The organism is Snodgrassella sp. M0110 (assembly GCF_016101465.1).
In the GTDB taxonomy this organism is placed as follows: domain Bacteria; phylum Pseudomonadota; class Gammaproteobacteria; order Burkholderiales; family Neisseriaceae; genus Snodgrassella; species Snodgrassella alvi.
This window is the reverse complement of sequence record NZ_JACFQM010000003.1, coordinates 58,851-72,239: the sequence shown is the minus strand read 5'-3', so window position 1 is coordinate 72,239 and position 13,389 is coordinate 58,851. Positions and strand designations below refer to the sequence as shown.

Here is a 13,389-nt window from a genome sequence, read left to right as displayed (position 1 = left end):
TTAGGCTTATAGTTTTTACACTATAATATACCCGTTAGAACCTTTGCCTATTAATTGCGCAAACAAATTTGGCAAAGTTTATATGGTGAAGGTTTAGAGCAAGCTATTGAAGTTCCTGAACTGGCTAGTAGTGTAAAAGCCATTCAATCAAGAGCTAAAGCGAACGCTGATATTTATGAATCGATTTTTCCATTTATCCCAAGTAATTATCTTTATAAAAAAAATAGAGAAGTTAAAGTAAGATCTTTTGCATCAATATGGCCAGACTTAGATTATAAAAAATTAGATAATTATGTTAAGGAAAAATACAATAAAACAATGGAAATGGCAAATGGAGACCCTAAAATTAAATCTGAAGTACGTCAAAAGAAAAGCATGCTCGAAGACGAAACGATCAAGTATTATTTTGAAAAAGAATTAAAAATGCCATTTAATCCTGTTTTTTGGCAAAACTACGATATTAATCAATTTACTGAATTACAACAAATCAAAGGGTATATTACCCTGTTGCCCATTCACTGGACTGAAGGTGAAAATAATGCCATTCCTTACCATATCCGGTTAGTAACATAAGGATAACAATATGAAAAAAGCTATTTTATTAACAATTTGTATGGCTATCAGCAGTATTACGCAGGCAGCTGATTTAACATTTAAAACAGAATGCATTGGTTCTTATTCTATTGATCTACCTAATAATATTGAAGTAGCATTATATCCTACCAATAAATTTTTTGAACCTAAAACAAGATTTCCAGTCTACTTTTCTGATGGTAAATGGGCAATTTTATCAGCTTTCAATTATAATGATAATAATTTAGTTATAACTGAAAAGTGGACTGATCAACAGTTATTAGATGCTCAAAAAAGATTGGAAGCTTCTATCGAAAATATTAAAAGGAAGAATCCTGATCATTTAGTTAACTCATGGAAAAGCAAAATAAATTTTGGCTTTTATTCTACAGTAGCTTCTCGCGTAATTTTTATTTTAGAAAATCGGATTTACTCTTTTCGGACTTCAAATAATTACCAAGGTGAGGAAAAAGATTTTGCATTTTACAAACAAAATGCCAAATCAATTATCAATAATTTTAGAACTCGAGAACTGTTTGAAGTGCCTAAAGAAGCAGGGAAATGTATACCCTATGGTTTTGTTGCTGGTAATGATAAAACGATGCCAATTAATATGACGGTCTCTTTCCGCTTAAATGAACATCCCGATATTGTAATTTCATTTTCAGAGAGTACATGGTCATTTACTAATTCATTGAGCTTTAGCAGCAAAGATGAAATCAATCAGTTTTGGAATACGAATTATGATATTAATAATGATAACATTAAAAATATCAAATTATTAGGCTTTCCCTTTAAGTATCGAGATATTAAGATGGATGGACGAAAAGGATTAGCAAGCTTCGTGGAAATACGTTATAAAGATAACGCTCCGTCTGATTACGGTTACTATAGTATTGTCGAATATGATCCAGTAGTTAAACAAAGTTCAAAAAATTACCCATGGTTAATTATGTCAGTAATCGGCAAACAGAGCGAATCCAAAGGCAAAACTCCACTGACGAAAGATGAGATATATGAACTAGCAAAAAAAATTGAAGCCTCAATTAAACGAAGAGCAACAGAGCAATAATTGATCATTAAACCTATTATGATAAAAATTTAACGAATATTTTGTGCCGTTGAGTTAGAGATGTCTTCATCATTTCGTTGCGCAATTGTAAGTGCCCATGAACATAGTTCGGCTAACGCAGGACAGACTTGATGACCTAAAGGACTTAGTGCGTAAATGACTTTTATTGGTGGTTTTTCACCAAATACTTGACGGGTAATCAGGCGATCTTTTTCCAATTGTTTAAGTTGTAGACTTAATGTCATTTTGGTAATTGCAGGTATATCTTTCCGTAATTCATTAAAACGTTTCTCACCGTTTTTAAGGTAATGCAAAATCACACTTTTCCATTTCCCACCAATTAAATCCATCGCCATGCTGATTGGGCAATCATAATATTTATCATTATAAATGATTTTACTTGATTTGATTTTTGTTCCCATTATGACCTCACTATCTATTTTGATAGATATTGTCATAAAATAATTTTTAAGTAAACTATTTATACCAACTATAAAATTGATAGTTTAAATAACAAGGACATATTATGGCATTAATCATATTGGCTCATCCCAATACAACACAGTCTATTGCTAACAAGACAATCGTTGACACGGTAAGTCAAAACTTACCAAATAGTGAAATTCGCAATATTCATCAGTACTATCCTAATTACAATATCGATGTTAAAGCTGAACAAGTGGCATTATTACGGCACGATTTTATTGTGTTACAGTATCCAATGTATTGGTATAACATGCCTGCAATTTTAAAAATATGGTTTGATGAAGTTTTTACCTATAATTTTGCTTATGGTTCACAAGGTGATAAATTAAAAGGTAAAAAATTATTACCTAGTCTAACTATTGGGCAGCCTGAACAAAATTTTCAGCAAAATGGCCACTTTATGATGGATGATCTATTACAACCTGTTAAGCAGTCAGCACAGTATGCTCAGATGGTCTATCTTGAGCCTATTTTGCTGTACGGTGTTTCAACAGTGTCTGGGCTCAGTCAGCAAACTATTGCGGATAAAGCGCATCAACATAGTTTGAATTTGATTGATAGAATCAGGCAGGGAAAATAACGTTTTAGTTTTATCGACCGGTTTAGGCATAAAAAACCAGACGCTAAGTCTGGTTAGTTTTGTCTGAAATGTAATACTGATATTTGTCTGATATTTTGTGCTTGCGGCAAAAGCTGTACAACAAGCAAACATATGACTGTCTGGCTTGAAACTGAATTGTGCTGCCCATATTTTGAATTAACAACAATCATATATTTGGGCTTTTGAGAAAATTATGAAACAGACACACAGTTTTCAGACTGAAGTAAAACAGTTGTTACAGTTGATGATTCATTCTTTATACAGCAATAAAGAAATCTTTTTGCGGGAACTGATTTCCAATGCTGCCGACGCGTGCGATAAATTGCGCTTTGAGTCTCTGAATGATGCTTCTTTGCTGGGAGATGATACAGAATTCAGGATTAAGGTTACTGCTGATGCAGAAGCTAAAACCATTACTGTATCTGATAATGGTATCGGTATGACTGAAGCCGATATTATCGAACATCTGGGCACCATTGCTAAATCCGGTACCAAAGCATTTCTGGAAAAACTGACTGGCGACGATAAAAAAGATGCCAATCTTATTGGGCAGTTTGGTGTAGGTTTTTATTCTGCATTTATCGTGGCTGATAAGGTAACTGTTGAAAGCCGCAGGGCAGGTGCCGCAGAAAATCAAGCTGTACGCTGGGTGAGTGCTGGTGACGGCGAATTTACTGTTGAACCGATTAGTAAGTCTGCCCGTGGTACAGATGTAATTCTGCATCTTAAAGATGATGAAAAAGATTTGTTGTCTGACTGGACTTTGCGTCGGATTGTAACGACTTATAGTGATCATATTTCTGTGCCGATTTATATGAAGAAAGCGCCTGAATATGATGAAGAAGGTAATGTAAAAGTTTCAGATGAGCTGGAAGTGGTTAATCAGGCTCAGGCTTTATGGCAGCGGCCGAAAAATGAAATTACCGATGAGCAGTACCAGACTTTCTATCGTCATGTATCACACGATTATGATGATGCTTTAGCGTGGACACATTTTCGTGTGGAAGGACGGCATGAATACACCGGATTGCTGTACATTCCGAAACATGCACCATTTGATTTATATGAGCGTGAACCTAAAAATGGTGTACAATTATATGTAAAACGCGTATTCATTATGGATGATGCGAAAAAGCTGATGCCTTCTTATCTGCGTTTTATTCGCGGAGTGATCGACAGCAGCGATTTGCCTTTGAATGTATCCCGTGAAATTTTGCAGGAAAGCCGTGATCTCGATGCAATTCGCTCTGGCAGTGTTAAAAAAGTATTGTCTCTTTTAGAAGATCTGAAGAAAAATCAGCCGGAAAAATATACAGAATTCTGGCAGGTATTCGGTAATACACTGAAAGAAGGTATTGCTGAAGATTTCACTAATAAAGACAAAATCGCTGGTTTATGCCGGTTTGCCTCTACGCATAATGATAGTAGTGAGCAAAATGTTACTCTGGCTGATTATATTGGTCGGATGAAAGAGGGGCAGGAAAAAATTTACTATATTACTGCTGATAGTTATGCTGCTGCTAAAAATAGCCCGCATCTGGAAATTTTCCTGAAAAAAGGTGTTGAGGTATTGCTGCTGACTGATCGGGTAGATGAGTGGGTGGTTAATAGTTTATCTGAATTTGATGGCAAGGGTTTGGTAAGTGTAGCCAAGGGTTCACTGGACTTAGGTAATCTGGCTGATGAGGAGGAAAAAGCAGCCCAGGCTAAAACAGAAGAAGACAACAAGGAACTGGTAGAGCAGATTAAAACTGCTCTGGGTGATAAAGTTGACGCTGTTCGTGCCACTGCCCGTTTGACAGAAAGTCCGGCATGTCTGGTTGTTGGTGAGCATGATATGAGCCAGCATCTGGCGAGAATGCTGGAAGCTTCCGGCGCAGCCGGTCAAATTCCGCAGACCAAACCAACACTGGAAATCAATCCGGATCATCCTTTGATTAAGAAAATTGCTTCTGAGCAGGACGAAGTACAGCGCAATGAACTGGCTGAGCTGGTATATGATCAGGCTTTGCTGGCTGAAGGCGGTAAACTGGAAAATCCGGCGGCATTTGTCAAACGCATGAATCATTTATTGCTGACACTTAATCAGTAATATTGTTTTTATCAGACCAAAAGAGCTGCTTTCATATAAGCAGCTCTTTCAATTCATTTATAAAAATTTTAAACAAAATGTTCAAATTTTCTTAAAAATAATTATTTATATTATAATTAACTGCTTTTTGTAAAAAATGAAATTTTTTGGTTTTAGCATACTTATAAATTATTTATGGATAATAATAGTAATTAAAAACCATGTGATTCTTCCGATATGGCACTTAGTGAAGCATGGCTGTTTGGATTTAAGTTTTATGAAGAGAATGGATTACCTAAATTTAAATCCATTGAGCAGTTTCAGAAAAATTATAATAATTTACCGTGTGAATAAAAGTTTAAGTTAAATAGAAATATATTGGCATTTTTAGTCTATAGTATTTTTTTATATTTAGCTATGTGGCGTAAAGCTATTTCAATGATATTCTGTTTAATGGTGCTTTATTTTATTATAGTGATGTTTATTCCGTTTAAACCTTCTACTGGTATTAGTGTGGGCGATTTTTCAGCCAGAATGTTTTTTTGGATTCCGGGTTAATTTTCTTATTACTTACATAAAGTAAAAAATCAAAAACTTTCAATATTTTTGAAGGATTATATTAAGTAATTTAATAATCTAAACAATATCTAATTTCTAAAATGACTATTTACTGAATCTCAGTAAATAGTCATTTTATTATCAATATGAAAATATATTTTTTAATATATAAATTTTTATGTGGCTCGGATTTTTCCAGTCTGATATTACAAATGGCATTCTATCAATTTAATAACAGCATCAATGCCCGCTGGCATTGATGCTGTGAGGGTATATACACTTAGTATTTATTTATTTGTACTTTTTATGGTATATTTGAATAAAATATGCCAGAATTAAAAATGCCAGAAAAGGCACGCCAAATAATAAAGTAGCATGGAATATCGGGGTAAACCATGTGGTGATCATGATGCTGATGATTGCCAATAAACCGGCTATAGTGACAAATGGAAAACCGGGTACACGGAATTTCAGTTTTAGCTGCATCCGCTGCATCCGGATGCGAAAACACAGATGTGTCAGAAATACAGCCCCCCAGCTGAATAATGCACCAAACATAGACAAAGCTATCATAACCGGAAAAGCCGTTTCCGGATTTAAAATATAAACCAGTGCGGCGACAGCAATACCGGCAGAAGATAAAGCCAGTGCATTCAGTGGTACGCCATTACTTTTTACTTTACCGAATATTTGTGGTGCTTCGTTAGCACGAGACAGACTGAACATCATACGAGTGGCAATATAGAGCATACTGTTCATGGCTGAAAGTGCAGCAACAATGACAATAAAGTTCAGAATACTGTCGGCAAATGGTATACCTACATTTTTCATTACGCTGACAAACGGGCTGGTGCTTCCTTCTTTAATTAATTCCTGCCACGGTACCAGCATGACAATCAGACTGAGTGCAAGCAGATAAAATATCAATAGCCTTGCAAAAGTTCCTTTAAACGCGGTTTTAACTGCCTGTTCAGGATTGGTGGCTTCACCTGCGGCTATAGCGATCATTTCAATACCGAGATAGCTGAATATGGAAATAATAACACCGGTCCAGATACCGGAAAATCCATGCGGAGCAAAGCCGCCGCTAAACATGTTTTGTTCAATTCTGCTGATACTGCTTTGCGTTAGTAATACACTGATGGCCAGTACAATAAATACGATAATGGCAAAAATTTTAATGGTGGAAAACCAGTATTCAACTGAACCGAAAGCTTTGACACTATAGGCATTAACGCCGATCAGACAGCATGAAAACAGTGCAATCCATATCCATGAATCAACCTGTGGAAACCAGAACTTCATGTATTCAGCGATGGCTGTGACTTCTGTACCCACAGCCAGAACAATACAGGCCCAGTAACTGTAACGCACCAGAAAACCGGACAGAGGATGCAGATAAAATTCAGCATACGCACCAAAAGAACCCGAAGTAGGGTGCTGCACAGTCATTTCTGCCAGACATCCCATTAAAGCCAGTGCAATCATGCCGCCCAGTGCATAACTGATGATAACAGCAGGACCGGCAAAGCCAATGGCAAATTTGCTGCCCAGAAATAAGCCGGTTCCTATTGCTCCGCCAATGGCAATCATGCTCATCTGACCGGCGGATAGCTTTTTGTGTAATCCTGTTTCCCGAGACTGAATACGCTCGAAATTACCCATCGTTTTTCCTTAAGATGAGAAGCATAAGCCGAGCAGAATATTCATGCCCGGCCTGTACCTGTGTGGATTAAAGAAATGCAAATCAGGTTACCTGTCCGCGCGTGTGAAACTGTGGCTGTGCCCACTCCTCATTAATTAATACCTGTTTCAGATGCTGAACAGCATGCCAGATATCGGTATAGCTCAGATACAAAGGTGTAACTCCCAGGCGAATCACTTCCGGTTCGCGATAATCTCCGATTACACCGCGGGCAATCAGAGCCTGAACTATGGCATAACCATGAGGGTGACGTAGGCTGACATGGCTGCCACGGTGAGCATGTTCACGCGGTGTAATCAGCGTTAAATTATGTCCGGCACATTCCTGCTCAGTAAGGGCAATCAGTAAATCAGTTAGTTGCAGAGATTTGTGCCGTAATGACTGCATATCTGTTTGCAAAAAGATATCTACGCCGCTTTCTATCAGGCTCATAGATACAATTGGCTGTGTACCGCATAAATAACGACGGATATTGTCTGCGGGTGTATAGCTTTCAGCCATATCAAACGGCCGCGCATGACCCCACCAGCCGGATAATGGCTGGCTGAATGCAGTCTGATAACGCTCATTTACCCACAGCATAGCAGGTGCGCCGGGTCCGCCGTTCAAATATTTGTAAGTACAACCAATAGCAAAATCACTGTTACTGGCATTCAGATCAATAGGTACAGCACCGATTGAATGACACAAATCCCAGATAAGTAATGCACCATGCGAATGTACCAGTGCATTGTTTGCTGCCATGTCATGCAGGTAGCCGGTACGATAGTTAACATGAGATAACACTACAACAGCAGTGTTTTCATTAATACGGGCGGGCAGATCTGCCGGTGTATCTATTAGATGAAGCTGATAACCCTGATTAATCAGAGCCATGAAACCTTCAATCATATAAATATCGGTAGGGAAAGAATCACGCTCAGCGATAATGATTTTACGATTATTGTCATTATTCTGCTGAATATGGATGGCTGTGGCCAATACTTTAAACAGATTCAGGCTGGTTGTATCGGTAACAACGGTTTCATTTTCCTGAGCACCAATCAGCTGACCGACTTTATTGCCTAATCGAACCGGTAAATCCCACCAGCCGGCTTTATTCCAGCTATTAATCAGATCAGTACCCCATTGCTGATTAATCACTGCCTGAGCATTTTCTGCAGCTTTTCTGGGTTTCGCACCCAAAGAGTTACCATCCAGATATATAACCCCTTGTGGTAATTCAAACTGATTTTTTAGGGGAGCCAGAATATCGGCGGCATCCCATTGCTGACATTGTTCTAGTGTAATCATTTTGTGCCGGTTAAATTTCAAAATGAATAGTGTACTGAATTGTTGCCAGTTATGGCGAATAAAATTTAAATTAATTTATCCGAATATTTATCTTAATCAATCTGTGTCAAGATAGATAAATATTATTCTGTTTTATTCTGCTGGCTGCCGATTTTAAATATTTGTGCCACTATACCCATTATCAGGATGATAGCCGCCAGTATGCTGGTATATATTACTTCATATTTATAGGTTCCTTCGATAATCATAATAATAATCGAAGCAATAATCAGCCCGATAACCAGATAAGTCAGCCATGGAAAGCACCACATTTTAAATGTCAGTGTCTGCCCTTGTTTTTCCAGTTTTTTACGCAGAAATAATTGTGAGCAGCTGATAGCGAGATAAACATACAGGGCAATCGTACCGGTAGCAGTCATCAGTACATCGTAAACATCCATTTTGGAGGTAGCGGTGAGATATACTGCAAACAGGGTAAAGATACAGGAAATAAGCACGCCAATTTGCGGACTGCCATTTTTCGAGGTATAGGACATGATCCGATGAGCATCGCCGCGTTTTGCCAATGAATATAACATGCGCGAACAGGTATACAGAGCTGAATTAAAACAGCTTAAAACCGAAGTAAGGACAACAAAGTTGACGATATGACGTGCCTGAGGAATTCCCAGAGAGGTTAATACTACACTGTATGTTCCCCATGTGGCATCATTCAGCCGCGGGTCGTTATACGGAATCAGACAAACGGTAATAAAAATCGAACCTACATAAAACAGGATGATGCGCCAGACAACAGATTTTGTGGCTTTACGAATTTCTGTAGCCGGATGGTTGGATTCTGCAGCAGCAACAGTAACGATTTCAGCACCAATATAGGCAAACATAACACCCAGCAATGCTGTTACCACAGATGATGATCCTTTAGGCATGAATCCCTGATCAGTTAAGTGTGTCCAGCCTTTTGCATCTGCCTGACCCCACGGCCATAAATAGATAATAGCCAGACTGCCTACAATCAGAAACAATACAATGGCGACTACTTTGATTAAAGCAAACCAGAATTCAAATTCCCCGTAATTTTTAACATCCATCAGATTGATAACAACCAGAGCTACGGTTACTGCCAGCATATAGCTCCAGATGGGAAATACAGGAAACCAGTTATTAAGAATTTTACCGGCTACATAGGCTTCCCAGCCCATGAGCAATGCCCAGAAAAACCAGTATAACCAGCCAATGCTGAAACCTGCCCAGCGGCCGATAGCAGTATCGGCATATGTGGAAAAAGAACCGCTATCTGGATGCGCTACAGCCATTTCTCCTAACATGCGCATAATCAGCATGACCAGAAGACCGCCGGCACCATAGGCAAGAATGGCTGCGGGTCCCGTATGGTAAATTACAGAGCCGGAGCCAATAAATAAAGCCCCTCCGATCACGCCGGCAATAGAAATCATAGTCAGATGGCGTGATTTAAGTCCGTTTTTCAGTGTGGATGATGTGCTCAAATTAATTCTCCTTTGGAAAGAGTAATATCAGACTGAAACGCCTTTAGCTGGCTGAATTCAGTCAACAACGCCCCATCCTGATTTATGCAGTGCATTCAGGATTTTTATAATTATGAAGAAAGCGGCAGCGAAGCAGATTATGGCTGCCGCGGATTCAGGAATTACTGGTCAATGCCGGCAAGAAGTACATATTTAATTTCAACGTAATCTTCTATACCGTATTTAGAACCTTCCCGACCAAGACCGGATTGCTTGACGCCGCCAAAAGGTGCTGCTTCATTTGACAGCAGTCCTGTATTGATGGCTACCATGCCATAATCCAGATTTTCGCTGACGCGTACTATTCTGCCGATATCACGGCTGTAGAAATAACTGGCTAGCCCGAATTCGGTGTCATTAGCCCAGCTGACAACTTCGTCTTCGCTTTCAAAACGAAATACCGGCGCCAGCGGACCAAAAGTTTCCTCACGGGCAACTTTCATGTCCTGAGTAACATTTTTCAGTAATGTAGGTTGGAAGAATAATTCACCGTGATTATCTGCGGTTCCGCCGGTAACGATTTCCGCCCCTTTGCCAATAGCATCAGTAATATGTTCCTGAACTTTGTTAACCGCACCTGCATCGATTAATGGTCCGACAGTTACACCCTGATCCAGTCCGTTGCCTATTTTCAGTTTGGCAATGGCCTGAGCCAGTTTATCCACGAATTCATCATATACAGCACTTTGTACGTATAACCGGTTTGCACATACGCAGGTCTGGCCGGCATTGCGGAATTTGGAAATCATCGCACCTTCTACGGCTGCGTCGATATCAGCGTCATTGAAGACGATAAATGGTGCATTACCACCCAGTTCCATAGATACTTTTTTTACAGTACCGGCGCACTGAGCAATCAGTTTACGACCTACTTCTGTAGAACCGGTAAAACTGAATTTTTTTACCCGATCGTCTTCAGTTAATACTTTACCGATTTCACTGGAGCTGCCGGTAATGACATTGACTACTCCGGGCGGGATGCCGGCACGCTGTGCCAGCTCAGCAATGGCCAGTGCAGATAATGGTGTTTGTGAGGCCGGACGAATAACAAAAGTACAGCCGGCAGCCAGAGCCGGAGCAATCTTGCGGGTAATCATCGCATTCGGAAAGTTCCATGGCGTAATGGCTGCACATACGCCGATTGGCTGCTTAAGTACCATAATCCGTTTGTCGTTTGACGGCGCGGGTATGGTGTCACCATAAATACGCTTGGCTTCTTCTGAATACCATTCCAGATAAGATGCACCATAGGCAATTTCACCTTTAGCCTCAGCCAGTGGCTTCCCCTGTTCTGAAGTCAGGATAATGCCCAGATCTTCCTGATGCTGCATCATTAGTTCAAACCAGCGGCGCAGAAGATTACTGCGCTCTTTGGCTGATTTGGCTTGCCATGGTTTCAATGCTGCATGTGCTGCTGCTACAGCACGTTCAGCTTCTGCTGTACCCATGCGGGGCACGTCTGCCAGATTGTTTCCGGTAGCCGGATTGATAACTGAAATAACTGCGCCATTATCGGCGTTCAGCCATTGTCCATTTATATAACACTGGGTTTTTAATAATGCAGAATCATGCAATTGCATAGTTTTTTCCTAAAAAAACTGAAACAGACATGACAGGCTGCAGGTAAAATATTCTACCGGAGCAGCCTGCAGACAATGAATATTATTGAGCCTGACGCAGGGCAGTTTCAAGTATATTCAATGCTTCATCAAATACATGATCTTCAATAGTAAGCGGATAGAGACAACGAATTACGTTGTAATACTGTCCGCAGGTCAGAATCATCAGACCGTTTTCCAGCGCCAGTTGCTGTACTTTTTTGGTACGTTCAGCATCTGGTTCTGAGGTGGCGGGTTTAACTAATTCAATGGCGACCATAGAGCCCGGTCCGCGTACTTCTGTAATAGACGGAATAACTTCTTTTAAATTGTTAAAGCGTTCTTTTAATCTGTTCCCCAGAATATTGGCGCGCTCACACAGTTTTTCTTCTTCGATAACATCAATAACTGCATCAGCAGCAGCCAGTCCCAGCGGATTACCGGCGTAAGTGCCGCCCAGGCCGCCTACCACAGGAGCATTCATTATGGCTTCTTTGCCTACTACACCGGAAAGTGGAAAACCACCGGCCAAAGATTTGGCAATGGTCATTAAATCTGGCTGTACGCCGGTCAGTTCGGTAGCAAACATTTTTCCGCTACGGGCAAAGCCGGACTGAATTTCATCAAAAATCAGCACAATTCCATGTTCATCCGCCAGCTGGCGTAAGGCACGCAGAAATTCATTTGGTGTAACATTAAAGCCGCCTTCACCCTGAACTACTTCGATAATAATAGCAGCAACATCGCTGGGCGCCAGATGGCATTTGAAAATATTATGAAGACCGTGCAATGCATCTTCAATGCTAACGCCATGCAGTGCATTCGGATAAGGTGCATGTACGATATCAGCAGGGAACGGCCCGAAATCTACTTTATAGGGTGCGATTTTGCCGGTTAAAGCCATAGTGAGATTGGTACGGCCATGAAAGGCACCGTTAAATGCGATTACACCACGTCTTTTGGTATAGGCACGGGCAATTTTAATGGCATTTTCAACAGCTTCAGCACCAGAGGTAACAAACATTGTGCGTTTGTCGCCGGCAATAGGTGCTCTGGCATTAATTTTTTCGGCAACCTTAGCATACAGCTCATATGGAACAGTATTAAAACAGGTATGCGAAAATTTCTGCAGTTGATCAGCTACTGCTTTTTGTACTTTGGGATGCAGATGACCAGTATTCAGAACGCCGATACCTCCGGCAAAGTCAATGTAACGCTTACCTTCAGGAGTCCAGAACTCAGCGTTTTTAGCGTGATCAATATAAAAATCGCACATGAAACCAACGCCACGAGGAGCTGCGGCCAGTTGACGCTGACGAACATTGCTTGTTTGACTCATAATATTTTCTCCAAAAAAGTGCAGACCGGCCTAAGCAGGTTTTTACTAATATCAACCGTATGATATGTGTTCTGACAATATAATTAACTGACTGAATCTATCAGTCTTATAATTGATTGGTTTATTCGGTTAAATTACGGGATTAAATTTATACTGTCAATCTGGGTAAATATTCTTCTAACGTAGAATATAAAAAAAAATTCAATAAGAATGAAATTAAATGTTTTTATAATTGGTATTATTGGCAATTAATATTAATTATAAATATTATTTTAAAAATTAATTGCTTAATTTATGCTTATATTCTTAATTGCTGAGCGTCTGCAAGCAGGCAAATAAAGTGCAGCCTTATTTGATTATTGATTTCAAAGATGTATAGATGTCAGTGTTAATTAAAAAGGCTAAACCGATTGGGTTTAGCCTGATAGATATTGGGGGCGTGTAGTGTTATTCAGTTAAAACTAATCAATACTGCTGTTAAGAAACTATTTTTGGTATGGACTGGTTTAGCAATAATGAGACAGAAAATAAATAAAACAGATACCA

The 13,389-nt window shown here is 39.6% G+C and carries 10 protein-coding genes; 4 read left to right on the top strand and 6 right to left on the bottom strand.

All coding sequences use genetic code 11. The features are described from left to right. The first annotated feature begins 54 nt into the window (after nt 1-54). Both H3T84_RS05245 and H3T84_RS05240 read left to right on the top strand, forming a co-directional pair. Complete coding sequence (locus H3T84_RS05245) at nt 55-573, top strand: hypothetical protein (protein ID WP_198218452.1); 519 nt, start codon at nt 55-57, stop codon at nt 571-573. A gap of 10 nt (nt 574-583) precedes the next feature. Next, nucleotides 584-1,645 (top strand): T6SS immunity protein Tli4 family protein, encoded by a 1,062-nt coding sequence (locus H3T84_RS05240; protein ID WP_198218451.1) that lies wholly within the window; start codon nt 584-586, stop codon nt 1,643-1,645. 29 nt (nt 1,646-1,674) lie between these two features. Here the strand turns inward: H3T84_RS05240 and H3T84_RS05235 are convergent, their stop codons facing one another. Then, the gene (locus H3T84_RS05235; RefSeq protein ID WP_198218450.1) at nt 1,675-2,067 is read right to left on the bottom strand and encodes a helix-turn-helix domain-containing protein; all 393 of its coding nucleotides are present in this window, start codon (nt 2,065-2,067) and stop codon (nt 1,675-1,677) included. 104 nt (nt 2,068-2,171) lie between these two features. Here H3T84_RS05235 and H3T84_RS05230 point away from each other — a divergent pair, with 104 nt between their 5' ends. Continuing rightward, entirely contained in the window at nt 2,172-2,711 is a 540-nt protein-coding gene (locus H3T84_RS05230; RefSeq protein ID WP_198218449.1) for an NAD(P)H-dependent oxidoreductase, read from the top strand. A 214-nt stretch (nt 2,712-2,925) separates the two neighbouring features. Continuing rightward, nucleotides 2,926-4,824 carry a molecular chaperone HtpG gene (htpG, locus tag H3T84_RS05225; protein ID WP_198218448.1) on the top strand — a complete coding sequence of 633 codons (1,899 nt, stop codon included), beginning with the start codon at nt 2,926-2,928 and terminating at the stop codon, nt 4,822-4,824. An 828-nt stretch (nt 4,825-5,652) separates the two neighbouring features. Here htpG and H3T84_RS05220 read toward each other — a convergent pair. From H3T84_RS05220 to gabT, 5 genes are all read right to left on the bottom strand, one after another. After that, nucleotides 5,653-7,026 carry an amino acid permease gene (locus tag H3T84_RS05220; RefSeq protein WP_198218447.1) on the bottom strand — a complete coding sequence of 458 codons (1,374 nt, stop codon included), beginning with the start codon at nt 7,024-7,026 and terminating at the stop codon, nt 5,653-5,655. Between the two features lie 82 nt (nt 7,027-7,108). Beyond that, nucleotides 7,109-8,359 (bottom strand): kynureninase, encoded by a 1,251-nt coding sequence (kynU, locus tag H3T84_RS05215; RefSeq protein WP_084549772.1) that lies wholly within the window; start codon nt 8,357-8,359, stop codon nt 7,109-7,111. A 122-nt stretch (nt 8,360-8,481) separates the two neighbouring features. Further along, a complete protein-coding gene (locus tag H3T84_RS05210; RefSeq protein WP_025330330.1) occupies nt 8,482-9,867 on the bottom strand; it encodes an amino acid permease in 1,386 nt (461 codons plus the stop codon). 161 nt (nt 9,868-10,028) lie between these two features. Beyond that, the gene (locus H3T84_RS05205; RefSeq protein WP_078474311.1) at nt 10,029-11,486 is read right to left on the bottom strand and encodes an NAD-dependent succinate-semialdehyde dehydrogenase; all 1,458 of its coding nucleotides are present in this window, start codon (nt 11,484-11,486) and stop codon (nt 10,029-10,031) included. 82 nt (nt 11,487-11,568) lie between these two features. Then, complete coding sequence (gabT, locus tag H3T84_RS05200) at nt 11,569-12,843, bottom strand: 4-aminobutyrate--2-oxoglutarate transaminase (protein ID WP_198218446.1); 1,275 nt, start codon at nt 12,841-12,843, stop codon at nt 11,569-11,571. Between the last annotated feature and the right edge of the window lie 546 nt (nt 12,844-13,389).